General features: G+C 73.0%; 22 protein-coding genes and 1 pseudogene. 12 read left to right on the plus strand and 11 right to left on the minus strand.

What is annotated here, in order from left to right:
• Together ACGFZK_RS25025 and ACGFZK_RS25030 are read right to left on the minus strand one after the other, a co-directional pair.
• Positions 1-511 (minus strand): annotated as a pseudogene (locus ACGFZK_RS25025) (IS982 family transposase); the annotation flags it as partial.
• Between the two features lie 55 nt (positions 512-566).
• Positions 567-1,184, minus strand: a complete 618-nt coding sequence (locus ACGFZK_RS25030; protein WP_393851094.1) for a hypothetical protein — start codon at positions 1,182-1,184, stop codon at positions 567-569.
• Positions 1,185-1,356: 172 nt separating this feature from the next.
• Here ACGFZK_RS25030 and ACGFZK_RS25035 point away from each other — a divergent pair, with 172 nt between their 5' ends.
• From ACGFZK_RS25035 to ACGFZK_RS25045, 3 genes are all read left to right on the plus strand, one after another.
• Complete coding sequence (locus ACGFZK_RS25035) at positions 1,357-2,631, plus strand: helix-turn-helix domain-containing protein (protein ID WP_393851095.1); 1,275 nt, start codon at positions 1,357-1,359, stop codon at positions 2,629-2,631.
• Between the two features lie 96 nt (positions 2,632-2,727).
• A complete protein-coding gene (locus tag ACGFZK_RS25040; protein WP_393851096.1) occupies positions 2,728-5,619 on the plus strand; it encodes a DEAD/DEAH box helicase in 2,892 nt (963 codons plus the stop codon).
• The gene (locus tag ACGFZK_RS25045; protein ID WP_393851097.1) at positions 5,616-6,821 is read left to right on the plus strand and encodes an SWIM zinc finger family protein; all 1,206 of its coding nucleotides are present in this window, start codon (positions 5,616-5,618) and stop codon (positions 6,819-6,821) included. The genes ACGFZK_RS25040 and ACGFZK_RS25045 overlap by 4 nt, the downstream gene beginning before the upstream one ends.
• On the opposite strand, the gene ACGFZK_RS25050 is transcribed toward ACGFZK_RS25045, so the two are convergent.
• Positions 6,802-7,350, minus strand: a complete 549-nt coding sequence (locus tag ACGFZK_RS25050; RefSeq protein WP_393851098.1) for a hypothetical protein — start codon at positions 7,348-7,350, stop codon at positions 6,802-6,804. The genes ACGFZK_RS25045 and ACGFZK_RS25050 overlap by 20 nt on opposite strands.
• 163 nt (positions 7,351-7,513) lie before the next feature.
• On the opposite strand from ACGFZK_RS25050, the gene ACGFZK_RS25055 reads away from it, so the two are divergent.
• On the plus strand, positions 7,514-8,185 hold the full coding sequence (locus ACGFZK_RS25055; protein ID WP_393851099.1) for a chaplin: 672 nt from the start codon (positions 7,514-7,516) through the stop codon (positions 8,183-8,185).
• A 116-nt stretch (positions 8,186-8,301) separates the two neighbouring features.
• On the opposite strand, the gene ACGFZK_RS25060 is transcribed toward ACGFZK_RS25055, so the two are convergent.
• Together ACGFZK_RS25060 and ACGFZK_RS25065 are read right to left on the minus strand one after the other, a co-directional pair.
• A complete protein-coding gene (locus ACGFZK_RS25060) occupies positions 8,302-9,369 on the minus strand; it encodes a S1C family serine protease (protein WP_393851100.1) in 1,068 nt (355 codons plus the stop codon).
• Positions 9,370-9,453: 84 nt separating this feature from the next.
• Complete coding sequence (locus tag ACGFZK_RS25065; protein ID WP_393851101.1) at positions 9,454-10,146, minus strand: DUF2293 domain-containing protein; 693 nt, start codon at positions 10,144-10,146, stop codon at positions 9,454-9,456.
• Positions 10,147-10,285: 139 nt separating this feature from the next.
• Between ACGFZK_RS25065 and ACGFZK_RS25070 the strand changes: the two genes are divergently transcribed.
• Positions 10,286-10,657, plus strand: a complete 372-nt coding sequence (locus tag ACGFZK_RS25070) for a cupin domain-containing protein (protein ID WP_393851102.1) — start codon at positions 10,286-10,288, stop codon at positions 10,655-10,657.
• Positions 10,658-10,690: 33 nt separating this feature from the next.
• On the opposite strand, the gene ACGFZK_RS25075 is transcribed toward ACGFZK_RS25070, so the two are convergent.
• A complete protein-coding gene (locus ACGFZK_RS25075) occupies positions 10,691-12,136 on the minus strand; it encodes a WGR domain-containing protein (RefSeq protein WP_393851103.1) in 1,446 nt (481 codons plus the stop codon).
• 92 nt (positions 12,137-12,228) lie between these two features.
• On the opposite strand from ACGFZK_RS25075, the gene ACGFZK_RS25080 reads away from it, so the two are divergent.
• The gene (locus ACGFZK_RS25080) at positions 12,229-12,876 is read left to right on the plus strand and encodes a uridine kinase (RefSeq protein ID WP_393851104.1); all 648 of its coding nucleotides are present in this window, start codon (positions 12,229-12,231) and stop codon (positions 12,874-12,876) included.
• A gap of 20 nt (positions 12,877-12,896) precedes the next feature.
• Here the strand turns inward: ACGFZK_RS25080 and ACGFZK_RS25085 are convergent, their stop codons facing one another.
• Both ACGFZK_RS25085 and ACGFZK_RS25090 read right to left on the minus strand, forming a co-directional pair.
• Positions 12,897-13,796: a carbohydrate kinase family protein gene (locus ACGFZK_RS25085; protein WP_393851105.1), complete on the minus strand. Its 900-nt coding sequence runs from the start codon at positions 13,794-13,796 to the stop codon at positions 12,897-12,899.
• Positions 13,793-14,737 carry a pseudouridine-5'-phosphate glycosidase gene (locus tag ACGFZK_RS25090; RefSeq protein WP_393851106.1) on the minus strand — a complete coding sequence of 315 codons (945 nt, stop codon included), beginning with the start codon at positions 14,735-14,737 and terminating at the stop codon, positions 13,793-13,795. The genes ACGFZK_RS25085 and ACGFZK_RS25090 overlap by 4 nt, the downstream gene beginning before the upstream one ends.
• Positions 14,738-14,819: 82 nt before the next feature.
• Between ACGFZK_RS25090 and ACGFZK_RS25095 the strand changes: the two genes are divergently transcribed.
• Together ACGFZK_RS25095 and ACGFZK_RS25100 are read left to right on the plus strand one after the other, a co-directional pair.
• Complete coding sequence (locus ACGFZK_RS25095; protein WP_393851107.1) at positions 14,820-15,596, plus strand: class I SAM-dependent methyltransferase; 777 nt, start codon at positions 14,820-14,822, stop codon at positions 15,594-15,596.
• Positions 15,597-15,668: 72 nt separating this feature from the next.
• On the plus strand, positions 15,669-16,046 hold the full coding sequence (locus tag ACGFZK_RS25100; RefSeq protein ID WP_393851108.1) for a cupin domain-containing protein: 378 nt from the start codon (positions 15,669-15,671) through the stop codon (positions 16,044-16,046).
• Here ACGFZK_RS25100 and ACGFZK_RS25105 read toward each other — a convergent pair.
• The 3 genes from ACGFZK_RS25105 to ACGFZK_RS25115 all read right to left on the minus strand — a co-directional run bounded on the left by ACGFZK_RS25105 (position 16,036) and on the right by ACGFZK_RS25115 (position 19,133).
• Entirely contained in the window at positions 16,036-17,367 is a 1,332-nt protein-coding gene (locus ACGFZK_RS25105) for an MFS transporter (protein WP_393851109.1), read from the minus strand. The two genes, ACGFZK_RS25100 and ACGFZK_RS25105, sit on opposite strands and share 11 nt — an antisense overlap.
• Before the next feature lie 187 nt (positions 17,368-17,554).
• Positions 17,555-18,118: a methylated-DNA--[protein]-cysteine S-methyltransferase gene (locus ACGFZK_RS25110; RefSeq protein ID WP_393851110.1), complete on the minus strand. Its 564-nt coding sequence runs from the start codon at positions 18,116-18,118 to the stop codon at positions 17,555-17,557.
• Positions 18,119-18,176: 58 nt separating this feature from the next.
• Positions 18,177-19,133 carry a glycerophosphodiester phosphodiesterase gene (locus ACGFZK_RS25115; RefSeq protein ID WP_393851111.1) on the minus strand — a complete coding sequence of 319 codons (957 nt, stop codon included), beginning with the start codon at positions 19,131-19,133 and terminating at the stop codon, positions 18,177-18,179.
• A gap of 234 nt (positions 19,134-19,367) precedes the next feature.
• Between ACGFZK_RS25115 and uvrB the strand changes: the two genes are divergently transcribed.
• The 4 genes from uvrB (at position 19,368) to ACGFZK_RS25135 (ending at position 25,429) form a co-directional block, all read left to right on the plus strand.
• Positions 19,368-21,533 carry an excinuclease ABC subunit UvrB gene (uvrB, locus tag ACGFZK_RS25120; protein ID WP_393851112.1) on the plus strand — a complete coding sequence of 722 codons (2,166 nt, stop codon included), beginning with the start codon at positions 19,368-19,370 and terminating at the stop codon, positions 21,531-21,533.
• Between the two features lie 87 nt (positions 21,534-21,620).
• Positions 21,621-22,199, plus strand: a complete 579-nt coding sequence (locus ACGFZK_RS25125) for a TerD family protein (protein WP_030762430.1) — start codon at positions 21,621-21,623, stop codon at positions 22,197-22,199.
• A 44-nt stretch (positions 22,200-22,243) separates the two neighbouring features.
• The gene (locus tag ACGFZK_RS25130; protein WP_393851113.1) at positions 22,244-24,205 is read left to right on the plus strand and encodes a TerD family protein; all 1,962 of its coding nucleotides are present in this window, start codon (positions 22,244-22,246) and stop codon (positions 24,203-24,205) included.
• A 240-nt stretch (positions 24,206-24,445) separates the two neighbouring features.
• Positions 24,446-25,429: a TerC family protein gene (locus tag ACGFZK_RS25135; protein WP_393851114.1), complete on the plus strand. Its 984-nt coding sequence runs from the start codon at positions 24,446-24,448 to the stop codon at positions 25,427-25,429.
• The last annotated feature ends 44 nt before the right edge of the window (positions 25,430-25,473 follow it).

Consider the following 25,473-nt stretch of genomic DNA (forward strand, 5'->3'; position numbering starts at 1 on the left):
GTTCGTCGACCTTGGGGTTGGCCAGGGCCCAGGCGATGGGCAGGCCGCCGGGTGTGCAGAGCAGGTGCAGGCGCAGGCCCCAGAAGTACCGTGAGTGGGAGGGGCAGTAGCCGTATCCGGCCCAGCCGGCGAGGTTGGAGCGTTTGACGGTGGGGCGTGAGCGGGCGCATTCCACGGGTGTGGAGTCCACGATCCACACGTCGTCGTGCCACAGGTCGGTGTCCCGGGCGAGGGTGCGGATGAATCGGCTGATCAGCGTGTTCGCGGCCCGCAGGCGCTTGTTGTAGCCGGATTGTTCGGGCAGGTAGGGAAACTCGGCGGCCAGATGGGAGCGGGCGAACCGCAGCCAGCGCGTTTCGGAGGCGAAGCCGAGGACGGCCTGCATGACCGCAAGCGTCAACAGCTCGGCATCCGTCAGCCTCGGCGGACGACCCGATCGCCGCGTTCCTGCCAGAGAGTCATCGATCCTCACGTAGAGTGCAGTGGCGAGGGTCTTGAGGTTTGTCGTCACAAACGAACCAACGAGACCCTCGCTTCATGCGCGCGAAGACTTCGGACTTACTCGTCTAGGGGTTGAGCTTGTTCACGGCCTTGGTCGTCGTCTTCTTGAACGCGGCGACCGGCGCCTGGGACAGGCTGCCCATCTCGCCCCACTGCACGACGGTCACGGTGGAGCCGTCGCGCCCGATCCCGAAGAGGTGCACCCCGGGCTCGGAGTCGGGGATCGAGGTGTGGACCCCGTAGACGTGCGCGCCCTCCTCGACCGGGAGCGTGCCGTAGTCCTGCCAGGAGGCGGTGCCGCCCGGGGTCGTCCGCAGCCAGTCGGCGGCGCAGGCGGCGACCTTGCGCTCCAGGGCGGTGACGAGCTTCGCCGCGGCGGAGGGCGAGGCGGACCGTACGGAGACCTGCTCGGCGCCGGTGTCGTACTCGGTGCCGAAGGTGCGGTGCCAGCTGCCCGCGGCCGGAAGCGCGCCCTCCAGGCAGAACGGCGCGAACTCGGGCAGCCCCTTGGTGACCGCGCCGGCATACCAGGGCGAGCCGGCGTGCGGCGGAAGGTCGGCGCCGCCCAGGAAGCCGGGTGCGGTGGCGGCGGAGGCGGAGGTGGAGGCGGTCAGGACGAGCGCGGCCGCTGCCGCGACGACGGCGGTGACGAGCGTGGCGGCGGTGTCGGAACGTCGGAACATGGTCGGTTCTCCCCGTGAGTGCTGTGGTGTGCCCGACGAGCCTGTTCCCCGGACGGCGTGGCGGGCGACGGATTGGCGCGAATCCGGGACGCTGGAACGGCCGTACGTGCCGTCACCTGGGGGAACACCTCATGCATGGAACGCCGTCGCGGGACGCGGAACGGGGGAGAGCGTGAGCGAGGCCGAGAATTTCGCGCGGCTGCTGCGGGAGCTGAAGGAGCGTGCCGGGCTCAGTTACGGGGCCCTGGCGCGCCGTCTGCACACGAGTACGTCGACGCTGCACCGGTACTGCAACGGGGAGGCGCTGCCGGCGGAGTTCGCGGTGGTGGACCGCTTCGCCCGGGCCTGCGGGGCAACGCAGGGGGAGGCGGTGGACCTGCACCGGGCGTGGCTGCTGGCGGACGCGCGGCGGCGGGCGGGGGCCGCGCCGGATCCTGACCCGGTGCCGGTGCCGGTGCCGGTGCCGGTGCCCGCGCCCGCGCCCGATCCTGAGCCCGATCCCGATCCGGTGGTGGTCGTGGTGCCGGAGCCGGTGGTCCGGGGCGCCTGGTACCGGCGACGGGCGGCCGTGGTCGCCGCCGCGGGGGTGACCGCCGGGGCGGTGGCCGTGGCGCTGCTGGCGGCGGCCGGCCCCGAGACCCGCGCGCCGCACGCACAGGGCGGTGGGAGTGAGAGTACGAGCCCGGGTACGAGTACGCAGCCCGCCCGATCGGCGCCTCCCTCGGGACAGACGGCCCCCGGCGCACCGGAACCGACGCCACCGCCGGGGTCGACGGACCCGGCGCCCGCCCCGCCCTCCGCCTCGCCGCCGGTGCCCGCCCCGGGCCGGGCCCCGGTCGCGCCACTCAAGGCGGCGGTGCGCTCGCACGTGTGGACCGCGGGCTGTGACCACGCCTACCTGGCCGAGCGGGGCCCCGGCTCGGTGCCCCCGCCGCCGGTGGAGGCGGACGCGCCCGCCTGGGCGTCGGCGCAGCGCGCCGTGCACGCCGGATCGCAGATCGTGGAGGTCACGCTGCACGGCACGGGCCCGGGCGCCGTGGTGCTGGAGGACCTGGAGGTGCGGGTGGCCGCGCGCCGCAAGCCGCCGGCCTGGAACGTCTACCAGATGTCGCAGGGCTGCGGCGGCGGGCTCACCCCTGCCGTGTTCGCCGTCAATCTGGACGCGCCGCGCCCGCTGGCCCGGCCCGTCGCCGGGAACCACGGCGGGAACCCGCTGCCCGCCCCCGCCTTCCCCCTGCGCGTCTCGGCCGCCGAGCCGGTCGTCCTGCGAGTGGAGGCGGCCACCACGGGATGCGACTGCGACTGGTCCCTCGACCTCCGGTGGACCGGCCCGTCCGGGTCGGGCACCCTGCGCATCGACGACGAGGGACGGCCGCTGCGCACGAGCGCCGCGACCGGCCGGCCGGTGTACGGGTACGCGTTGGAACAGGGCCGCTGGGCCCGCTGAAGTGCAGGTCGGAGGCGTTGTCGGTGGCCGCGCCTAGACTCGTCGGCAGAGGGGACCGGCAGATGCGCAGGACACCGACGGGGAGGGGGACACACCATGGCACCGCAGCCGCAGCACCTGTTGCAGGCACAGGCACAGGCGCAGTCGCAGGCACAGCCGCAGCAGCAGCCGCCGCGGGCAACCGCGCTGCTGCGCCATGCCGCGGTCTTCCTGCCCGCCGCCGTCCCCCGCGAAGGGCGGGTCGCCTTCTGGGCACCCGACGGGGACGCCCTGCCCGAGGCGGGGGAGCCCGGGCCGCTCACCGTCGTACGCCCGCACGGCGACGGGGTCCGCAGCCGGACCGTGCCCGCGGTGACCTTCTCCGTGACCGCCGCCCTGCCGCTGCTCGCCCGTGCACCCCACAGCCCCGCCGCGCATCCCGCCACCCGTGCCTGGGGCACCGCCGCCCGGCAGGCGCTCACCCTCGCCGCCCGGGGCCGGCTCCTGCCCGGGCTCACCCCCGAGGGCGTCGACGCCTGGCGCGCCGGGCCGCTGGACGCCGCCGACATCGACCATCTGCGCGCGGTCGCCGCCGCGCTGCCCCACGAGGGATATGCCACGCCCTTGGCCGGGCGCCGCCCGCTCCAGCTGCCCGAACCGGAGGCACTGGTCCGCGCGTTCCTCGACGCCGTAGCCGACAGCCTGCCCCGCACCCCCGCCGCGGGCGTGGCCGCCGGGCGCCCGTTCGCCGCGCGGGAGCCGCAGCAGGTGCCCGGGATACAGGACTGGGCCGCGCAGGTCGCGGCCGGGTCCGACACCGGCGTCGGGATCTCGCTGCGGCTCGACCTGTCCTCCTTCCGGCTCTTCGACGAGGCCGAGGCAGCCGACGTCCGGCGCGCGGGAGCCGCCGTCGTCCAGGTGCACAGCCTCGCCGATCCGACCCTGGTCACCGATGCCGGGCAGCTGTGGGCGGGCACCGCGGCGGGCGGCTTCGGCCCGCGCGCCCGGATCGACGCCGTGCTCGCGCTCCGCCGGGCCGCACGGGTGTGGCCGCCCCTGCTGCGCCTGCTGGACCAGCCGGTGCCCGACGCCCTCGCCCTGTCCGACCCGGAGCTGGAGGACCTGCTGGGGGTGGCTGCGAGCCGGCTGGCCGCCGCCGGGGTCCTGGTCCACTGGCCGCGCGAGCTGGCTCGTACGCTGTCCGCGACCGCCGTCGTACGGTCCACCGCGCCCGGTTCCGCGACCGACGGGACCGCCTTCTTCGACGCCGAGCACCTCTTCGCCTTCTCCTGGGAGCTGGCGCTGGGCGGCGACCGGCTCACCCCGGGGGAGATGGACGCGCTGGCCCAGGCGCACCGGCCCGTGGTGCGGCTGCGGGACCAGTGGGTGCGGGTCGATCCGGAGCTGGTGCGCAAGGCGCGCAAGCGGGAGCTGGGCGTGCTGGACCCGGTGGACGCGCTGGCCACCGTACTGTCGGGGACGGCCGAGGTGGACGGCGAGCCCGTCGAGGCCGTGCCGGTCGGTGCGCTGGCCGCCCTGCGGGACCGGCTGACGGGCGAGCAGGCGCCGCTGCCGCAGCCCGCCGCCCTCAAGGCCACCCTGCGGGACTACCAGGCGCGCGGCCTGGCCTGGCTGGACCTGATGACCTCCCTCGGTCTCGGCGGCTGCCTCGCCGACGACATGGGCCTGGGCAAGACCGTCACGCTGATCGCGCTGCACCTGCACCGGGACCGGCCCGAGCCGACGCTCGTCGTGTGCCCCGCGTCCCTCCTCGGCAACTGGCAGCGGGAGATCGAGAAGTTCGCCCCCGGCACGCCCGTGCGCCGCTTCCACGGCGGCAGCCGCAGCATCGAGGACCTGACGTCGTGCGCGGGAGGGTTCGTCCTCACCACGTACGGGACGATGCGGGCCAGCGCCCCCCTGCTCGCCGGGCAGAGCTGGGGCATGGTCGTCGCCGATGAGGCGCAGCACGTCAAGAACCCGCATTCGGCGACGGCCAAGGCGCTGCGCACGGTTCCGGCGCCGGCCCGGGTGGCGCTGACCGGCACCCCGGTGGAGAACAACCTCTCCGAGCTGTGGGCGCTGCTCGACTGGACCACGCCGGGGCTGCTGGGTCCGCTCACCGCCTTCCGGGCCCGCCACGCCCGCCCGGTGGAGCACCAGCAGGAGGAGGACGGCGGCAACGAGGCGGCGGTCGCCCGGCTGTCCGCGCTCGTGCGGCCGTTCCTGCTGCGCCGCAAGAAGTCCGACCCCGGCATCGCGCCCGAGCTCCCGCCGAAGACGGAGACCGACCACCCCGTCTCCCTCACCCGGGAGCAGGCCTCGCTCTACCAGGCGGCGGTGGACGAGGCGATGGCCGTGATCGAGTCGAGCGAGGGCATGGAACGGCGCGGCATGATCATGAAGCTGCTGGCCTCGCTCAAGCAGATCTGCAACCACCCCGCCCAGTACCTGAAGGAGGAGCAGCCCCGGATCCCGCACCGCTCGGGCAAGCTCGCCCTGCTGGACGAGCTGCTGGACACCATCCTGGCCGAGGGCGGCTCGGTGCTGGTCTTCACCCAGTACGTGACGATGGCCCGTCTCATCGAACGGCACCTGTCGGCCCGGGGGATCTCCTCGCAGCTCCTGCACGGCGGGACGCCGGTGCCGCGCCGCGAGGAGCTCGTCGACCGCTTCCAGGCGGGTGAGGTGCCGGTCTTCCTGCTGTCCCTGAAGGCGGCGGGCACGGGCCTGAACCTCACCCGGGCCGGGCACGTCATCCACTTCGACCGCTGGTGGAACCCGGCGGTGGAGGAACAGGCCACCGACCGCGCCTACCGCATCGGCCAGACCCAGCCCGTACAGGTCCACCGGATCATCGCCGAGGGCACCGTCGAGGACCGGATCGCCGAGATGCTGGAGGCGAAGCGGGCCCTGGCGGACGCCGTCCTGGGCTCCGGCGAGTCGGCGCTGACCGAGCTGACCGACCGCGAGCTCGCTGACCTCGTCTCCCTGCGGAGGCCCGGATGATCACCGCGCGGGACGACCGCCGCCGCACCTTCGAGACCGTGCCCGCCGGGGCCGAGGCGGTGAGCTGGTGGGGCCGGGCCTGGGTGTCGGCGCTGGAGGAGGTCTCCCGCGATGCGGCCCGGCTGGCCCGCGGGCGTACGTACGCGGAGGGAGGGCACGTCGACGCCGTCACCGTCACCCCCGGCCGGATCGTGGCGTACGTCCGGGGCAGCCGGCCCCGCCCGTACCGCACCGAGCTGATCCTGCCCGCCTTCGCGGACCCGGAGTGGAACGAGCTGCTGGAGGAGGTCGCGGCCGACCCCGGGGCGCTCGCCTCCCTGCTGGAGCGGGAGGTCCCGCAGTCGCTGGCGGGGGCCGTCCTGCCCGGTGCGGGCGAGCTCGTCCCGCACTGCTCCTGCCCGGACTTCGGGCGTCCGCCGTGCAAGCACGCGGCGGCCCTCTGCTACCGGGCGGCCCGCCTGCTGGACGAGGACCCCTTCGTCCTGCTGCTGCTGCGCGGTCGGGGGGAGCGGGAGCTCCTCGACGAGCTCACCCGCCGCAATGCCGCCCACGCCGCGCGCGAACAGCCCGACGCGGCGCCCGGCTTCCCCGGCGTCCCGGCCCGGTCGGCGCTCGCCCGCACCAGCCTGCCGCTGCTGCCCGCGCCGCTCCCGGCGCCGGCGGACGTGGGCCTTCCGCCCGCCTACCCGGCCGACCCGGCGGCCCCGGACCCGCTGGCCCTCGACCAGCTCGCCTCCGACGCGGCCGCCCGGGCCCTCGCCCTCTTGACCACCGGCGAGGATCCGATCGCCGGGCTCAGCGTGTGGCAGGACGCCGTCCGGCTGGCCTCCGCGCACCCCACGGCCGGTCTGACGGGCGCGGCCCGCACCCTCTACCGGGACCTGGCCCGCGCCACCGGCCGCTCCACCACCGACCTCGCGCGGGCCGCAGCGGCCTGGCGCCAGGGCGGCCGCCCGGCCCTCGATGCCCTCGAAGAGCCCTGGGACCCCCCGGCGGGCCCCTTCGACCGGGCCCGCCCGCTCCTGCTCGCCGCCGGCCAGGACTCCTTCCGCCCCGACCGCAACCGCCTGACGGCCCGCACCCGCCAGCTCCGCCTCGGCCGCGACGGCCTCTGGTACTGCTACGAGAACCGCCTGGGGGACGACGACTGGTGGCCCAAGGGCCGCCCCTCACCGGACCCGGTCACCGCTCTGCTGGGCTGAGCCCGGCCGCCCAGGTGGTCAGGGCGGTGAAGTCGCGGTCCCGCAGGCCGTGGCGCGGGTGGATGCGCAGGAGGAGGGCCGGGGCGGGGTGATGGGCGGCGACCCAGGCCCGGTCGCGCGGGGTGATCATGTCGTCGACCCAGGCGAAGGGACGGCCGGCCGCCCAGTCGCGGAGGTGGCGGGTCTTCCAGGAGAGCCCGTCGGGGTCCTCGGCGAAGAGTTCCGGCCACTCGACGACGGACAGGTCCCCCGGGAGTCCGATGTGCGGCGAGATCATCGTGTTGGCCTCGTGCGTCCAGGCGGTGGCCCAGGTGAGCTCGAAGGGCAGGGCCAGCAGCCGGGCGCCGTGGGAGGGGTGGAGGCGCACCCGGGCACCGCGCCGGGCCTTGCGGGACTCCGGGTCGCGGTAGGAGAGCCAGACGTCGGGCCACATCCGGTGGCTCCGGTATCCGCGCAGGCCGGCCAGGGGAGACCGGAACGGGTTGAGAGGGCCGTCCACGTCGAGGAGGAGCCGCGGTCGCTCTGTCATGAAGTACCCAGTACCCAGTACACGATTGAGTGAAATGTCTACTGCCTCTATAACCCGAATGGGGTCAGCGCGTTGTTTCCGGTGCGGGGACAACACCCGCGAACTTCTCCGGAAGGCAGGAAAACTGATGCGTCACAGTCGTCGGAATGGCTTGATCGCGGCGGTGGTTGCGGGAGGCGGACTGGCGGTCGCGGGTGTGGGCGGACTCGCCCACGCGGACGCGGACGCGAGTGGCCGGGCCGAGCGCTCGCCGGGTCTGCTGTCCGGAAACCTCGTGCAACTGCCGGTGCACGTCCCGGTGAACGCCTGCGGGAACACGGTGAGCGTGGTCGGCCTGCTCAACTCGGCCGCGGGGAACCGCTGTGCCAACGAGTCCTCGGGGGGTGGCGGTGGGCATGCCGGATCGAGGTCCGCGGATGTCGCGAACCCAGGATCCGGGAACGGCGGAGGGGCCGTCGCCGAGGGTGGCGGAAAGGATTCACCGGGGGTGCTCTCCGGCAACGGGCTCCAGCTCCCGGTCGAACTCCCGCTGAACATCAGCGGCAATGCGGTGAGCGTGGTCGGCGTCGGGAACTCCTCGCACGGCAACACCTCCGTCAACGGTGAGACGCCCACGGAGGGCAAGCCGGTCCAGCCGCCGGTCGTCGAGCAGCCGGTGACCCCGCCCCCGACGCTGCCCCCGGCCCCGGCCCCGGTTCCTGTCCCGACCGCGCCGCCGCGGCACAGTGAGGCGCTCGCCCACACCGGGGCCGACGGCGCCGGCTACCTGCTGCCGAGCGGCGGCGCGCTCCTCCTCGGCGGGGTCCTCCTCTACCGGCGCTTCCGCCTCAACTGAGGAGCCCGGGCCACGCGGCCACAGGGGTACGGCCCACACGGGCTCGTCCGGGCGGACGAGGGGGCAGAGTGTGGGCCGGAGTGGCCGGAACGGGCGGAGCGGCCGGCTCCCCCGCTCTACGAGCCTGTCAGCACCACGTCGGCGGTCCACGCGTCACCGAACGTGTGGCCACGATCCTTGCCGACTCCCGAATGGATCCCCTGGACGCTCAGCTTGGCGCCGGGTTCCGCGGGTTCGAGGATGTCGCACAACTCGGGGAACGAGGACACGGTCTCCCCGTTCACCGTGGTGATCACGGCGCCCTGCTGGATCTTGGCCTTCTGGGCCGCTGAGGCATCGCGGACGTTGAGAACGAAGAGGCCGTCAGTTCCTTCGTCCTGAAGGCGCTTCTGAGCCTTCTGCAACGAGCTCTTGTCGATCCCGGTGGTCGCAGACCGTAGCGCGAGGTCCGGATCCGACACGGCGCCGAGCCACCATCCGGGATCGTTCTTCATCGATCCGGCAGCCAGACCGGGAAGTTGGGACTTTGCCTGGTTGCTGCTGATGGCCTCCGCCTTATTGCGCGCTTCGCCCGTCGAATCATCTTCCACTATTCCCCCCGTGTTGATGCCGACCACTTCGCCGTCCTTGTTCAATACCGGCCCTCCGAGGGTTCCGGTCTTCATCTGAACGGAATGGTGGATCAAGGAAGGGTAGTCGGGACTCGACAGGTGAATGACATTGTCGACGGGCTCGGACGCCGCCCCGGATACGGCAACCACATCCGCGCCGGTGTCGCCTGCGTCCGGGTAGCCGAGGGAAATGACGACGTCACCGGGAGACAGCAGATCGCTGTCCCCGAACTGCAGGCTCTTCGTTCCCGTCGGTGGAGATTTCGCCTTGAGCACGGCCAGATCCTGGCAGAGGTCGCTTCCCAGCAACTGGGCGGAGATCGGACGCTTTCCCTCTGCGATCACTTCCAGGCCGCTCTCCCCTGCGACGACGTTCGCGGTGGTGGCAATCAGACCGCTGCCGGCATCATAAACAAAGCCGGTACCGGCTCCGGAGTTGCCCATCACTTGGACGACAGCCGCCTTGGCCTGTTCCCGGTTTCCTGGAGAGGGTTCGTCCGCCGTCGCCCCCGTGGCCCCGCACATCGAGATCAGAAGGGCCGACGCCGCGAAAAGACTGACATGCGCACTCACCGAGGACCTCCTTCTGGGCAGGTGGTCGTCCTCCTGTGGCAGATCCCTTTTTCGGCGGGGCTCATCCGCCCATCGCCTCTCTTTTCACCGTAGCTCCGCGCCCTCCGGGTGTCCTGGTGACGACTCATCCGCCGTACGCCACCCGTCCAGGATGGCGTCGATCCGCGCGGCCAGCCGGGCGCGGGCTGCGAACCGGGGGACTCCCGCCATCAGCAGGGCGTCGTACTCGGTGTCGGTGTGCCGCACGGCGGCGCGTACCGCCACCGAGACTGCCTGTTCGTCGAGCGCGCGGCCGGCCGCGGTGCGCCCCACCCGGCCACTGCCACGCACCGAGGCATGGGTGGCGATCGCCACGGCCCGGCCGGCCGGGCACCCGGGGAACAGCCGTACGATCTCGGCGGCGAACGCCGCCGTGAACCGGGTGTCCTCGACCGCACGGCGCCGCCGGTCGCGCTCCCGACGGCGCGCCCGCGCCTCGGAGTCGGCGAGACAGGCGTGCTCCGCACGGGCCAGGGCGGCCTCCTCGACGAGCAGTCCCAGACGCTCGTAGCGATGGCGGCGCTTGTCGAAGCGCACGACGACGGCGCAGAGCGAACTGGCCTCGCGGGCACGGCGGGTGAGCGCCGTGTCCCCCCGCGGGAGATAGACGAGATGGCCGAGATCCGTACAGTCCAGGCAGCGGGGTACGCCGGACTCGCGCACGAGGTGCCGGAGCGGGCCCTGCCGGCAGTCGGCGCAGTGGATCTGCTTCAGCGACGCAAAAACCACCAGGCTCATACAGGTGTGATACCGCGGTATGACCCTCATATCACCTGGTGAAGAAGGGATGTTGATGTTTCATCGACTGTTCCTGGATGTCCCGCGGCCCTTCTACGGTGGAGCCGTGGACCTTGGGAGGTCCGCCGAGGAGGGGTACATGGGTGGGCAGCAGACGATGACGGCGGGGCCGGGCGGGGCGTGCGTCGCCGCGTTCCCGCATGGCCGGGAGATAGTCATCCCGCCGGGCGGTTGCACCGGCTGGCACTTCCACGGGGTCCGGCTGGACGCGGTGGTCCTGGCAGGGACCCTGACCCGGGTCCTGCACGACCGCACCGTCGAGGTACATCCGGCCGGGACCACCTTCGTGGAACCCGCGGGCATCCGGCACATACACCTCGGCCACAACCTCGGTACCGAGCCGGTGGTGCTCCACGTGACTCCCGCGCTCCCGGAGGAGACCCCCTTCTCGATACCCACGGCCGCCCCGCCGGGTGCCACGCCGGCGGTCTGCGGGGAGCACACCCCCTGAACCCGGCCCCGGCCGGGCCGGTCGACGGGCGCCTCACACCAGCCGGCGTATCTCCCCGCGGACCCGGTAGAAGCCGCCCGAGGCCGGGTGCAGCCCGTCCACCACGTACCGGGCGCCCGCCTCCCGTATCCCGCGCGGGAACTGCACGTTCCACGAGGGGTCGAAGCCGCCCGACACGACCTGCACCCGCATCCGGCCGCCCTGCTGGACGCACTCCACCACCACGCCGCCCGCCGGGGCCGCGGCCACCGAAACCGTCGCCACCGCCGAGGCCGACGCGGCCGGGGTGAACACCGGCAGCGCCGCCGCCGACTTCACGTCCATCGGCGCGGGCACCGAGCCCTGCTGGGCCGCCGCGATGGCCTGCTCGGTCGCATCCACGCACACCAGCGACCCGTCCGTGGTCACCAGGTACAGCCGCCCGTCCAGGTACTGCATGGACAGCGCCGACCCGCCGCCCGTGCCCAGCTTCCACAACCGCCGGCCGTCGGCGTCGAAGCAGTAGACCGAGGAGGAGGAGTCCCCGGCGAAGACGTGCCGTCCGTCGGGCGAGGTCGCGCACGAGTACACCGCCGCGTCGCACGCGTAGGAGGCCTCCACCGCCCCCGTCGCCTTCGACAGCCGCTGCACCGTGTTGCGGACCGTGCCCGCGTACACCGCGCGCTCCTCCTGCCAGCCGAAGAGCACCCCGCCGGGGGTCTTGGTGTGCCACAACTGCCCGGTGCCGTCGGCCGCGTAGGCCGTCACACCGCCGCTGTGCCCGTGGAAGACCGCCCGCTCGTCCGCCCGGACCATCCAGGCGCCGGTGCCGGAGGACTTCCGCGACCACTGGTGCTCGTCCTCGTGGTCGATGACGGTCAGGCCGCCGTTCGCGTCGGAGACGTTCAGCACGCCCTCGTGGATGTCGAGCCAGTAGATGTCCACGTCCGCCGCGATCGCGTAGGCCCCGAAGGGAACCTTCGACGACAGGTCGTACACCGTGCCGTCGTCACAGCCCGCGTATATCCAGAACTCGTCCGCCACCAGGCACTTCACCCCGTCCGGCAGCGAGTACCGGGCCAGCACCTCACCGCCGTGGCTCAGCGTGTAGACGTCGCCCGCCTGGTTGCCGACCCAGCAGCGGTCCTCGTCCACGTGGATGCCGAAGGCCGACGAACCGGTGCGGAAACGCCACAGCACCGGAGCCACCGCCCGCGCCGTCGACGGCGCCGAGGTCACCTGGCGGCGGGTCACCGACCGGGCGGCGCGCTGCCCCTGCACGGCCGGCGCGTACCCCTTGCGGACCTTCTCGCCGATCTTCTTCGCGGCGGCCGCGCGGGCCTTCTCGGCGGTCGGGAACGAGGAGATCTGCAACTGGCCGTCCGCGCCGATGCGTCCGTACCGCACGGAGACGGCCGTGCCGTCCACGGTGACCTCGTAGAACTTGTGCGCCCCGCCGCTGTCCTGCGACAGCTCCAAATACGTCGTCTCGCGAGCCATGACAAACCCCTCCCCAAGGCGGGGCCGCCGACCCCCTTTCGGCCGGTGATCCCTCGTGAAAAACGCTAAGGCCCACCACTGACAATGGGCCGGTGCAGTGGGAAGCGATCACATGGCAGCGGATGGCCGAGCGGCTCGCCGGTCACCTCGACGACCCCGGCAACGCCCCCGGGGAGGGCAGCTGGCAGCGGGTGGGCATCGACGGAGCCCCCGCCGCCGGGACCGGCGTGCTCGCCGGTCAACTCGCCGACTCGCTGCGGGTGCGCGGCCGCCCGGCCCTGGTGGTGCCGACCGACGGCTTCCTGCGGCCGGCCTCCCTCCGTTTCGAGTTCGGCCGCCAGGACGTGGACGCGTACCTCGGCGGCTGGTACGACACGGCCGCGCTCTGGCGGGAGGTGTTCGGCCCGACCGACCCGGGTGGCACCGGGCAGGTGCTGCCGGACCTCTGGGACCCGGTGACCGACCGGGCGACCCGCAGCCCGTACGCCGAACTCCCGCCCGGCGGAGTGCTGATCGTGCACGGACCGCTGCTGCTCGGCCACTGGTTCCCCTTCGACCTGAGCGTCCACATCCGGCTCTCCGCGGGGGCGCTCGCCCGCCGCACCGAGGAGCCGGCACGCTGGACGCTGCCCGCCTTCGCGCGCTACGAGGCCGACACCGATCCGGCGTCGGCCGCCGACGCGGTGGTCCGGGCCGACGACCCCCGCCATCCCGCCTGGACCGGCCTGCGGAGCCGGTGACCGGCGCGAACGGGGACGGCCTACGGCCGCCCGCCCGGCCGGGTCACCGCCAGGGCCGCGGCCCGGCACCCCGCGCGGGCGGCCTCCGCCGGGTCCGCGCCCTCCAGCCGGGCCGCGAGGAAGCCGCCGGTGAAGGCATCCCCGGCGCCCGTGGAGTCCACCGCTTCGGCCGGCTCCGCCTCGACCTCGGCGGTGATCCGGCCGCGTTCGGCGATCAGCGCCCCGGCCGCGCCCCGGGTCACCACCACCAGTGGCACCCGCCGGCTGAGCTCCGCCGCCGCCCGTGCCACCCCCGCCGGCCCCGGCAGCCCGGCCAGCAGCCGGGCCTCGTCCTCGTTGGGCAGCAGTACGCCCGCCCCGGCCACGGCGTCCAGGAAGCGCTGCGGCCCGAGGCCCGCCAGGAATCCGGCCGAGGCGGGATCCACGCTCACCGTCACCCCCCGCGTCCGGGCCGCCCGGAGCGCCACCATGGCCAGCTCCCGGCTGCTGTCGGCGAAGAACAGATAACCGGACAGGTGGAGGTGGGCCGCCCCGTCCAGCAGGGACGGGGTCCAGTCGGCGGGGCACAGGCGCAGCGAGGCCCCGCTGTCGGTCAGGAACGTCCGCTCCGCGTCCTTGCCGACCAGCGCCACCACCGTCCCGGTCGGCTCCTGCGCGTCGATCACCAGCCGTGGCCGCACCCCCGCGTCCACCAGCGCCCGCTCGTGCCAGCGCGCCGATTCGGCGCCCACCCGCGCCAGCAGCCGTACCTCCGCGGTCCCCGTACGGGCCGCCCAGCACGCCGCGTTCCCCCCGGCCCCGCCCGGCAGGGTGCGGATGCGGGCCGTCGTGTCGGTGGCCGGAGCCAGTGGCTCCGAATGTATGGCCACCACGTCCGTCACCACGTCCCCGACGACCAGCAACGCCCCCGGCCCGGTCATGCCCGCGCCGCCCAGGCCCCCGCGATCCGGGCCCCGAGCCGCACGTTGCCCCGTACCGCCGCCAGGTTCGCCTCCAGCGAGGCCCCGTCCGTCGCCCGTACCAGGAACCCCAGCAGGAACGGCGTCACCGCCTGCCCCGTGATGCCGCGCGCGCGGCACTCGGCGAGGGCCTCCGCCAGCACCCGGTCGTGCAGCTCCGGATCCAGTTGCGCCTCCCGCGCCACCGGATTGGCCACCAGCAGCGCCGACTCCGCACCACCCAGCGCGTCCTGAGCGGCCATCACCGCCGCGACCTCCTCGGGCCGGTGCACGGTCCAGTCCACCGGTTCGCCGGAGTCGGCCAGATAGAAGCCGGGGAAGCGGTCGGTCCCGTAGCCGAGCACCGCCACCCCCAGCGTCTCCAGCCGCTGCAGCGTGCCCGGCACGTCCAGGATCGACTTCACCCCCGCGCACACCACCGTGATCCGCGTCCGCGCCAGCAGCGCCAGATCCGCCGACTCGTCCTGCGTCCGGGCCCACTCCCGGTGTACGCCGCCGAGCCCGCCCGTGGCGAAGACCCGCAGGCCGGCCCGGGCGGCGAGGAAGGCCGTCGCGGACACCGTCGTCGCCCCGGTCGCCCCCGTCGCCAGCGCGGGCGCCAGGTCCCGTTGGCCGAGCTTGCGCACGCCGTCGCCGCCCGCGATCCGCTCCAGCTGTTCCTTGTCCAGGCCCGCGTACGCCACTCCGTCCACGACCGCGATCGTCGCCGGAACCGCGCCCTCCGCGCGGACCAGGGCCTCCAGTTCGAGGCCCACCACCAGGTTGCGGGGGCGGGGCAGACCGTGCGCGATGATCGTCGACTCCAGGGCCACGACGGGCTTCCCCCGGGCGAGTGCCTCGCGTACTTCCGCCGACAGGACCGGTCCACCGGACGAGGGTGCAGTTGCTCTGTGCTGTGACATGTCCCCATCCATGGCACCGGATCGGCGCCCCCAAACGCACTCCCGCCACACCCGTCCCCACCTGTCCGAGTAGCGTTCCCCCGTGGACACGCGCCGCTTCTACGACGAGTTGGCCGGCCGGTACGACCTCATCTACGCGGACTGGGACGCGAGCACCGCCCGCCAGGGCCGGGCCCTCGACACCCGGCTCACCGCCGCGCTCGGCCCGGGACCGCACACGGTGCTCGACAACGCCTGCGGCATCGGAACCCAGGCGCTGGGCCTCGCCGCGCTCGGCCACCGGGTCACCGGAACCGACCTCAGCGGCGCCTGCGTCGCCCGCGCCGCCCAGGAGGCCGCGCAGCGCGGGCTCGCCCTGCCCGTCGCCGCCGCCGACATGCGCGCCCTGCCCTTCGCGGACGCCACCTTCGACGCCCTGGTCTGCGCCGACAACGCCCTGCCGCACCTGCTGACCGCCCGGGACGTGGGCGCGGCCCTGGCCGAAACCCTGCGGGTGCTGCGCCCCGGCGGTCTGCTGCTGCTCTCCACGCGCCCCTACGGGCAGCTGCGCCGGGCCCGTCCGCACAGCGAGCCGCCGCACGTCCACCAGGGCCCCGACGGGCGGACGCTGACCTTCCAGCTGTGGCACTGGCACGCCGACGGGGAGCGGTACGACCTGGAGCTCTTCCAGCTGCTGCCGACCGGCGACACCTGGACCACGCGGGTGTCGAGCGCGACGTACTGGGCGCTGCCGGAGGAGGAGACGGCCGAGTACGCCCGGCGGGCCGGCTTCACCGACCCGCTCTGGCACGCACCGGTGGACACCGGCTTCCACCAGCCGCTCCTGGCCGCCAGGCGCCCGGGCCGCTGGACAGGGTGACTCGTCCGGCGGGCCGTTGCTGGACGCTGTGGCCACCGCGCCGCGCGGGGGGCCGCACTAGGCTGGCGCGCCATGAGCACCAGTGATCACTCAGCCACGCCCGCCGCCCCCGCTTCCTTCTCCGTCTCCGTCGCGGACGTCGAACTGGAGGCCGACGACCTCGACCCCGGGCAGATCGTCTCCGGCGAGCCGGTCGTGACGGGCAAGGTGCTGTGGGAGTCGGCGGACGGCAAGCAGGTGCGCGGGATCTGGCAGATCACCCCGGGTGTGGTCACCGACGTCGAGGCCGACGAGCTCTTCGTGGTGGTCAGCGGCCGCGCCACCGTCGAGGTCGAGGGCGGCCAGACGCTGGAGGTCGGACCCGGCTCCGCCTGCGTGCTCCGGGAGGGCGACCGCACGACCTGGACCGTCCACGAGACGCTGCGCAAGGCCTACCACATCAGCTACTGACGCCCTTCGCGGGAGCGGGAGAGGGAGCGGGCGAGGTCGAGCTCGCGGGCGCGGGGTGGCGGCGCGCCGTGAACAGCGCGAGCGCCGCCATCGGCAGCAGCAGCGCGGCGCCGACGGCGTTCAGCCAGCCGTAGCCCGCCCGGGACATGATCAGCCCGGCGGCCGCGCCGCCCACGCCCGCGGCCGCGTTCATCGTGAGGTCGCTCAGGCCCTGGACGGCGGCCCGCGCGGCCTGCGGTACCGAGTCCGTCAGCAGGGCCGAGCCGGACACCATCCCGGCGGACCAGCCGAGGCCGAGCAGGAAGAGTCCGAGCGCGCTGCGGCCGTGGCTGGGCCCGGCCGTCCCGGCGAGCAGCGCGGCGACCGACAGGAGCCCGGCGGCCAGTCCGATCACGGAGAGCCGGCCGAGCCGGTCCGCGAGCCAGCCCATGACGGGGGAGAAGGCGAACATGCCCGCGATGTGACCGCTGATCACCAGCCCGATGAGCTCCAGCCCGGCGCCGTGGTGGCCCAGGTCCATCGGGGTCATCACCATGATCGAGACCATGACGGTGTGCGACACGGCGACGGTGAGGAGGGCGAGCCGGGCCCGCGGCGAGGCCTTCACGGCGGCGAACCCGGCCCGCAGCGAGCGGCCCTCGCGGGTCTGCTCCTCGGGCCCGGCCAGCGCCCGGGCCGTCAGCAGCGGGTCGGGGCGCAGGAGTACGCCGACCAGCGTGCCCGTGAGCAGGAAGACGGCGGCGGCCCAGACGAAGGGGCCGGCCGTCTCCGGTATGGAGGTGCCGGCGAAGCTGTGGCTGGCCGGCGCGGACAGGTTGGGTCCGAGCACCGCGCCGATGGTCGACGCCCACACCACGATCGAGATGGCCCGGGCGCGGTGGTCCGGGGCCGCGAGGTCCGCGGCGGCGAACCGGGCCTGCAGGTTGCCCGAGGAGGCGGCGCCGAAGGCGGCCATGCCGAGCAGCAGCAGCGGGAAGCTCTTGATCGTGGCGGCCAGGACGACCAGACCCGCCCCGACGGCGCCGATCGCGTAGGCCAGGACCAGTCCGGGGCGGCGGCCGCGCGCGGTCATCAGTGCGGCGAGCGGCAGTGAGAACAGGCCGGCGCCGATCACCGCGGCGGTGGAGGCGACGCCGGACATCGCCTCGGAGCCGCTGACCTCGGTGGCGAGTACGGGGGCCAGGGCGATGCTGATGGGCACGCCGAGGCCGCCGAGGACCTGGCCGGCGATGAGGACGCGCGAGGTACGCCGCTGCAGCCGGGCCAGCTCGGGCAGGCCGAGGGGGTGTGCCGGCCGGTCGGTGCCGGACGAGGCGGTCATGGCGTACACCGGCGGCGCGGGTGCGTGGCACGGGGCGCGGGGGACGCGGGGAGGCCGGGTGCGGAGGCAGGAGTAGTCACCGCCGCAGTGTGCCAGCCCTTACCGCCCGGCGGAACCGCGCCGGAGCCGGCCGGGCGCGAGCTCCGGCCCGCAGGCAGTGTTCGCAGGTCAGGGCCCCGCCCCGGGCTCAGAACAGCGGCTGCGGGAGCACGCCCTCCCACGCGAGCAGCTGCCGCTTGGTCTCCACCCCGCCGCCGAATCCCCCGATGCCCCCGTCGTTCTCCACCACCCGGTGACAGGCCACCACCAGCGGCAGTGGGTTGGAGCCCATGGCATTGCCCACGGCCTGGGCGGCGCCGGGCTGTCCGACGCGGGCGGCCAGCTCCCCGTAGCCGACGACCGATCCGTACGGCACGGAACGGTCCAGTTCCTGGAGCACCTGCCGGTTGAAGCCGGAGCTCAGGCGCCAGTCCAGCGGCAGCTCGAAGCGGCGCAGCGAGCCCGCGAAGTACGCGGTGAGCTGGCGTATCGGCTCGGCCAGCAGTACCTCCTCGCCCGGCGCGGGCTGCCGGGCGTCGGCGCCGAGCCGGGAGACGAGCGGGCCGATCATCCGGTCGACCCGGTCCGGCTCGGCATGGAACTCGACCCGGACCAGACCTTCCGGAGTCGCGGCCAGGAGCAGGGGACCGATGTCGCTGGCGACGACGGTCCATTCGAGGTGCGGCCCGCGGGGCCGCTCGGTGCTGTCCACGCCTCCACGGTACGGCCGGGCGCCGACAACGCCGACAGAGTCGTCGCCGCCTCGGAGGTCAGAACCCGCCGACCGCGTCCTGGACCACGTCCGGGGCGTTGGTGATGATCCCGTCCACCCCCATCGCCTGCACCTTCCGGGCGGTCGCCGGGTCGTCCACGATCCAGGTGTCCACCTCCATGGCCTTGCCGTGGGCGCCGAGCAGGCCGTGCACGGCCGAGACCCAGTCGGCCGAGATCGTGGTGTGCCACGGGTTGATCCGGTCGGTGAACTCCGCGTACCGGGGCAGGTCCGCCACGGTGGGGGTGCCCAGGAAAGCCGTCACCAGGTCCGGACGCAGGCCGTGGACGATGCGTACCGAGTCGGCGCTGAAGCTCTGCACCACCAGGCGCCGCGTGACGTGGCGCTCGTCGAGCCAGCCGGCCTCGTCCAGCACCTTCAGGGTCTGCTCCTCGATCCCGGGGTAGAGCTCCGGCTTCTTGATCTCCAGCAGCAGCCGCTGCTGGTTGCGCTGGACCCGGTCGAGGTACTGCCGCAGGGTCGGCACGGAGGCGCCCGCGTACATGTCGCCGAACCAGCTGCCCGCGTCCAGCCGGGCGATCTCGGCCCACGTGAAGTCCTGGACCTTCCAGGGCGCCCGGCCCGGGAACTGCTGCTCGACGTCGGTGGTCCGGGCCAGGGTGTCGTCGTGGATCACCACCAGCACACCGTCCTTGGTGCGCTGCACGTCGTTCTCGACCCAGGCGAAGCCCATCTGCATGGCCAGGTCGATCGCGTCGAGGGTGTTCTCCGGGGCGTAGGCCGAGGCGCCCCGGTGGGCGTACACGACCGGGCCCCCCAGCGCTGCCCGGCCGGTACCGGTGCCGGTACGGGTGTCGGTGCCGGGTCCGGTGCCGGATCCGGGTCCGGTGGCGGATCCGGGCCCGGTGGCGGCGTACGAGGCCGTCCCGCCCAGCAGGGTGAGGGTGAAGCCCAGGAATGCGGCGGCTGCCGCGGCGGCGGGTCGGACGTACATGTGCGTTCTCCTCGGGTCGTGAGCCCTGTTCCTGCGTCAGACGGGTGCGGAGCGGCAGACGTTGTGGCGATGCACTTCACCGCGATCATGGGGTTGAAGATCACTGAGCCGCCACCGAACTACGACAAACGGACCAGAACGAATGACAGCGGTCCGGGCGGCCACAACCGCCCGGACCGCGCGGCCGACCGGCGGGGACGCGTGAGTGTCAGTGGAGGGTCGTACGGTTGACCCATGCGGCCCGTATCGAAGATCGAACGCACGGTGGCGCCTTTCGAGGTCGTCAGCCCCTACCAGCCCAGCGGCGACCAGCCGGCGGCCATCGCCGAGCTGGAGAAGCGCATCCGTGCAGGTGAGAAGGATGTCGTCCTGCTGGGTGCGACCGGCACCGGCAAGTCGGCGACCACTGCCTGGATGATCGAGAAGCTCCAGCGCCCCACCCTGGTCATGGCGCCGAACAAGACGCTCGCCGCCCAGCTGGCGAACGAATTCCGCGAGCTCCTGCCGAACAACGCCGTCGAGTACTTCGTCTCGTACTACGACTACTACCAGCCCGAGGCGTACGTACCGCAGTCGGACACGTACATCGAGAAGGACTCCTCGATCAACGAGGAGGTGGAGCGGCTGCGCCACTCCGCGACCAACTCGCTGCTGACCCGGCGGGACGTGATCGTCGTCGCCTCCGTGTCCTGTATCTACGGCCTCGGTACCCCGCAGGAGTACGTCGACCGGATGGTCTCCCTCAAGGTGGGCGAGGAGATCGACCGGGACCAGCTGCTGCGCCGCTTCGTGGACATCCAGTACACGCGCAACGACGTGGCCTTCACCCGCGGCACGTTCCGGGTGCGCGGCGACACCATCGAGATCTTCCCGGTCTACGAGGAACTGGCCGTCCGCATCGAAATGTTCGGCGACGAGATCGAGGCCCTCTCCACCCTGCACCCGCTGACCGGCGAGGTCATCAGCGAGGACCGCGATCTGTACGTCTTCCCCGCCAGCCACTACGTCGCCGGCCCCGAGCGCATGGAGAAGGCGGTCCGCGGCATCGAGGCGGAGCTGGCCGAACGCCTCGCCGAGCTGGAGAAGCAGGGCAAGATGCTGGAGGCGCAGCGGCTGCGCATGCGCACCACGTACGACCTGGAGATGATGCGCCAGATCGGCTCCTGCTCCGGCATCGAGAACTACTCGCTGCACATGGACGACCGCGAGCGCGGCTCGGCGCCCAACACCCTCATCGACTACTTCCCGGAGGACTTCCTCCTGGTCATCGACGAGTCGCACGTCACCGTGCCGCAGATCGGCGCCATGTACGAGGGCGACGCCTCCCGCAAGCGGACCCTCGTCGACCACGGGTTCCGGCTGCCGTCCGCGCTCGACAACCGGCCGCTGAAGTGGGAGGAGTTCCAGGAGCGGATCGGCCAGACCGTCTACCTGTCGGCGACCCCAGGAAAGTACGAGCTCTCGCGCGGCGACGGCTTCGTCGAGCAGATCATCCGCCCCACCGGTCTCATCGACCCCGAGGTCGTGGTCAAGCCCACCGAGGGGCAGATCGACGACCTGGTCCACGAGATCCGCCAGCGCGTCGAGAAGGACGAGCGGATCCTCGTCACCACCCTCACCAAGAAGATGTCCGAGGACCTCACGGACTACTTCCTGGAGCTCGGCATCCAGGTCCGCTACCTGCACAGCGACGTGGACACCCTGCGCCGCATCGAGCTGCTGCGCGAGCTGCGGGCCGGCGAGTACGACGTCCTGGTCGGCATCAACCTGCTCCGCGAGGGCCTCGACCTGCCCGAGGTGTCCCTGGTGGCGATCCTCGACGCCGACAAGGAGGGCTTCCTGCGCTCGGGGACCTCCCTGATCCAGACCATCGGCCGCGCGGCGCGCAACGTGTCCGGCCAGGTCCACATGTACGCGGACAAGATGACCCCGGCGATGGAGAAGGCCATCGACGAGACCAACCGGCGCCGGGAGAAGCAGATCGCCTACAACACGGCGAACGGGATCGACCCGCAGCCGCTGCGCAAGAAGATCAACGACATCGTCGCCACCATCGCCCGCGAGGAACTGGACACCGAGGAGCTCCTCGGCACCGGATACCGGCAGGCGAAGGACGGCAAGGGGCCCAAGGCCCCGGTGCCGGCGCTCGGCGGCCGGGCGGCCACGGCCAAGACGGGCGGAAAGAGTGCGAAGGGTGCGAAGGGTGCCAAGGGCGGCGCGGCCGCCGAAGTGCTCACCGATCGTCCCGCAGCCGAACTGGCCGCGCTCATCGAGCAGATGACCGAGCGCATGCGCGGGGCGGCCGCCGAGCTCCAGTTCGAGGTCGCGGCCCGGATCCGGGACGAGGTGGGCGAGCTGAAGAAGGAGTTGCGGCAGATGAAGGAAGCGGGCCTCGCCTGACCGGAGGCCGGTCAGTAGGGTTGGGTCTCAGCCGCAGGTACACGCTGCACGCTCGTCATGGGGCGGGCCAGGGAGAGGGGACAGTACGTGACGGTCAACATGACCAAGGGTCAGGCCATCAGTCTGCAGAAGGCGGACGGAGGCACGCTGACCGCGGTCCGGATGGGCCTCGGCTGGCAGGCGGCGAAGCGCCGCGGGCTGTTCGGCTCGCGGACGCGGGAGATCGACCTCGACGCCTCGGCGGTGCTCTTCGCCGACAAGCAGCCCGTGGACGTGGTCTTCTTCCGGCACCTGCAGAGCGACGACGGCTCGGTGCGCCACACCGGTGACAACCTCGTCGGCGGTGTCGGCCAGGGCGGCGACGACGAGGCGATCCTCGTCGACCTCCAGCGCGTGCCGGTGCACATCGACCAGATCGTCTTCACGGTGAACTCCTTCACCGGCCAGACCTTCCAGGAAGTGCAGAACGCGTTCTGCCGCATCGTCGACGAGACCAACGGCCAGGAGCTGGCCCGCTACACCCTCGACGGCGGCGGTCAGTACACCGCGCAGATCATGGCCAAGGTGTCGCGCGCGGGCGCCGGCTGGCAGATGACGGCCCTCGGAAACCCGGCCAACGGCCGCACCTTCCAGGACCTCATGCCGGCGATCCTGCCGCACCTGTAGCAAGACCGGACGAAGAGAAGAAGGCACGGGGGAGGGGCTGCACGATGACGGCCGAACTGGTCCGGGGGCAGAACCACCCCGTGTCCCGGAGCCGGGTGGAGATCAGGGTCTCGGCGGGCACACCCGTGCTCGCCCTGGCCTCGTTCGCCGACGAACAGGGCCGGTTCTCCGGCAACGGGATACTGGCCCACCCGGGCGCCAGGTCCCTCCCCGGCGTGCAGTCGCCGGGCGGGCTCGCCGAACGGCACACCTTCGCCGTCGACCTCGACGAGGTCGCGGCGGACGTCCACCGGCTCGGTGTACTGCTCGTCCTGCCGCCCGGCGGTCCGGTCCGCTTCGGTGCGGTGCCGGCCTCCTACGTGGCCGTGGCCGACCCGGAGGGCGCCGAGCTCGCCGGGTACACCCTGACCGGGCTCGACGCCGAGACCGCCGTGGTCGCCCTGGAGCTGTACCGGCGCCAGGGTGCCTGGAAGGTCCGCGCCGTGGGCCAGGGCTACGCGGAGGGCCTCGGCGCCCTGCTCACCGACGGCGGGCTGCCCGCACCGGCCGCCGCCGAGCTGGCCGCCGCCGCGCTGGGTACGACCCCCCGTACCGCGGGGGCGGACGCCACCCTCGCCACGATGCCGACCCTCGTCGGTGACCTGCGGCCCCCGCAAACCCCGGCCCAGGCCCCCGCGGCCGCCCCCGAGCCGCCGGACCCGGTCCCCGTCTCCGGGCACCCGTACGCCGGTGCGCCCGGACCCGTACCCACCGGCGACACCACGGGCGCCCCGCCCACCATCAGCTACGCCCACCCGCGCCGCCGCCGCACCAGCACCGAGCCGCCCGAGCCCGCGCCGCGGCCCGCCGCGCCGCAGGAGCCCGGACAGACCCCGCGCCCCGTCGCCGGGGACGCCAGCGGCTGGTCCATGGAGGAGCGGCTCTACAACCAGGTCTGGGGGATGTTCGAGGACCTGGCCCGCACGGTCGCCGCCTACCGCGGCGCCGTCGAGTTCGCCGACTCCCGCATGGACCGCGAGCTCGACGAGGCCCTGTCCGACCCGCGCCACCGCCTCGGTGGCTCCGGGAACGCCGCCCGCGACACCGCGCGGGCCCGCCGCGAGGAGCTCGTCGCCCAGGCCCAGGCGGTCCTCGACCGGGACCTGGCGCAGCTGATCGCCGAGTCGGAGGTCGTCGAACCCGCGCTGCCGGCCGCGTACGCCCGCTGGGACAACCCCGTCTGGCACGGTCACCGCACGCCCGAGGAGAGCCCGCTGGCCCTGCGCCTGGGGGACCTGCACCTGCCCGAGCGGCCCGATCTGCGCATCCCCATGCTGACCCGGGTCCCGCTGGAGCGCGGACTCTGGATCGACAACGGCCGGACCGGCTCAGAGGCCGCGATGACCATGGACACCGACCGGCTGCGCCGGGCCGCCATGGACATGGCCGTCGCCCTGGCGGTCCGGCTGCTCGCGGCCCACCCCGCCGACCGGTTCTCCGTCCACGTCATCGACGCGGCCGGGGCCGGGACCGCGTCCCTGGCGCCCCTCGTACGCGCCGGGGTGCTGGCCGGGCCGCCCGCCGCCGGGGCCACCGGGGTCACCGAGACCCTGGCGCGGCTGACCCGGCGCGTGGACCTCGTACAGATGGCGCTGCGGGCCGGCGCTCCCGAGGACCTGCCCCCGGACGTGGACACGGCCGATCAGCTGCTGATCGTGCACGACTTCCCGCACGGCTTCGACGACCGCGCCGTCACCCAGCTGCGCTACCTCGCCGACGAGGGCTCGGCGGTCGGCGTGCACCTGCTGATGGTCGCGGACCGCGACGAGGCCTCGGCCTACGGGCCGCTGCTCGACCCGCTGTGGCGCTCCCTGATGCGGCTGTCCCCGGTGCCGGACAACCATCTCGCCGACCCCTGGGTCCACCACGCCTGGACCTTCGAACCGGACCTGCCGCCGCAGGGCAGCCGGGTCCTCGACCAGGCACTGGAGCGGGTGGCGGAGGCCCGGCGCACTACCCGCCCGTGACCATTCTTTGGGACTCTCTTTACCCAAAGCGCCCTTGATGGGTATGCTCGGGTGTGCGGAGGGGAGTATTCCTGCTTTCCTGCTACGGCGTACCCGTCAATACGGACAACTTCGGCCGAAAGAGGACGAAGCCGGTCCCGGGGCGCCGGCCCACGGCCTCCAGGCCGCCCGGGTGGAAGAGACCTCCGGCAGCGATGACGCTGACGAAGTGCTGAGCCATCCGCCGGAGGCGTGTACACCATGGAAGTTTCCTGGGCCCTTTGGGTGCTGACCATTCTCGGTCTCTCCCTCCTGATCGGCGCCGATTTCTTCATCGGCCGCAAACCGCACGACGTGTCCATCAAGGAAGCGGGCATCTGGACGGTCGTCTGGATCGTCCTCGCCGCACTCTTCGGCCTCGGCCTGTGGTTCTTCGGGAGCGGCCAGGCCTCCCAGGAGTTCTTCGCGGGCTTCATCACCGAGAAGTCGCTGAGCGTCGACAACCTCTTCGTCTTCGTCCTGATCATGGCGAAGTTCGCGGTGCCCTCCCACCTCCAGCAGCGGGTGCTGCTCGTGGGCGTGCTCATCGCCCTCGTCCTGCGCGCGATCTTCATCGCGGCCGGCGCCGCGATCATCGCCAGCTTCTCCTGGGTTTTCTACATCTTCGGCGCGTTCCTGATCTACACCGCGTGGAAGCTGATCCAGGAGGCCCGCAAGGACGAGGAGGACGAGGAGTTCGAGGAGAACCGCCTCCTGAAGTCCGTCGAGAAGAAGTTCGGCGTCGCCGACCGCTACCACGGCACCAAGCTCTTCATCCAGAGCAACGGCAAGCGCGTGCTGACCCCGCTGATGGTCGTCATGCTCGCCATCGGCACCACCGACGTGCTGTTCGCCCTGGACTCCATCCCCGCGATCTTCGGCCTCACCCAGGACCCGTACATCGTCTTCACGGCCAACGCCTTCGCGCTGATGGGTCTGCGCCAGCTGTACTTCCTCATCGGCGGCCTGCTGAAGAAGCTGGTCCACCTCAGCTACGGCCTGTCGATCATCCTCGGCTTCATCGGCATCAAGCTGGTGCTGCACGCCCTGCACGAGTCCGGGGTGCACGTCCCGGTGATCTCGATCCCGGTCTCCCTGGGCGTCATCTGCGGTGTCCTCGTCATCACCACGATCACCAGCCTGATGGCCTCGAAGAAGCAGGCGGCGGCCGAGGCCGCCGCCCGCCCGGAGAACATCGACGCATAACCGGATCGACGGATCCACGGATCCACAGTCCTGCGGATCCACGG

The sequence above is a fragment of the Streptomyces sp. NPDC048257 genome (genome assembly GCF_043201855.1).
Classification (GTDB): domain Bacteria; phylum Actinomycetota; class Actinomycetes; order Streptomycetales; family Streptomycetaceae; genus Streptomyces.

Bases quoted from the DNA above. Each gene is read 5' to 3' on its own strand.
- ACGFZK_RS25090 (WP_393851106.1), bottom strand. From the start codon at position 14,737: ATGTCACAGCACAGAGCAACTGCACCCTCGTCCGGTGGACCGGTCCTG.
- ACGFZK_RS25130 (WP_393851113.1), top strand. From the start codon at position 22,244: ATGACGGCCGAACTGGTCCGGGGGCAGAACCACCCCGTGTCCCGGAGC.
- ACGFZK_RS25105 (WP_393851109.1), bottom strand. From the start codon at position 17,367: ATGACCGCCTCGTCCGGCACCGACCGGCCGGCACACCCCCTCGGCCTG.
- ACGFZK_RS25085 (WP_393851105.1), bottom strand. From the start codon at position 13,796: ATGACCGGGCCGGGGGCGTTGCTGGTCGTCGGGGACGTGGTGACGGAC.
- ACGFZK_RS25135 (WP_393851114.1), top strand. From the start codon at position 24,446: ATGGAAGTTTCCTGGGCCCTTTGGGTGCTGACCATTCTCGGTCTCTCC.
- ACGFZK_RS25030 (WP_393851094.1), bottom strand. From the start codon at position 1,184: ATGTTCCGACGTTCCGACACCGCCGCCACGCTCGTCACCGCCGTCGTC.
- ACGFZK_RS25045 (WP_393851097.1), top strand. From the start codon at position 5,616: ATGATCACCGCGCGGGACGACCGCCGCCGCACCTTCGAGACCGTGCCC.
- ACGFZK_RS25070 (WP_393851102.1), top strand. From the start codon at position 10,286: ATGGGTGGGCAGCAGACGATGACGGCGGGGCCGGGCGGGGCGTGCGTC.
- ACGFZK_RS25100 (WP_393851108.1), top strand. From the start codon at position 15,669: ATGAGCACCAGTGATCACTCAGCCACGCCCGCCGCCCCCGCTTCCTTC.
- ACGFZK_RS25040 (WP_393851096.1), top strand. From the start codon at position 2,728: ATGGCACCGCAGCCGCAGCACCTGTTGCAGGCACAGGCACAGGCGCAG.
- uvrB (WP_393851112.1), top strand. From the start codon at position 19,368: ATGCGGCCCGTATCGAAGATCGAACGCACGGTGGCGCCTTTCGAGGTC.
- ACGFZK_RS25115 (WP_393851111.1), bottom strand. From the start codon at position 19,133: ATGTACGTCCGACCCGCCGCCGCGGCAGCCGCCGCATTCCTGGGCTTC.
- ACGFZK_RS25075 (WP_393851103.1), bottom strand. From the start codon at position 12,136: ATGGCTCGCGAGACGACGTATTTGGAGCTGTCGCAGGACAGCGGCGGG.
- ACGFZK_RS25050 (WP_393851098.1), bottom strand. From the start codon at position 7,350: ATGACAGAGCGACCGCGGCTCCTCCTCGACGTGGACGGCCCTCTCAAC.
- ACGFZK_RS25065 (WP_393851101.1), bottom strand. From the start codon at position 10,146: ATGAGCCTGGTGGTTTTTGCGTCGCTGAAGCAGATCCACTGCGCCGAC.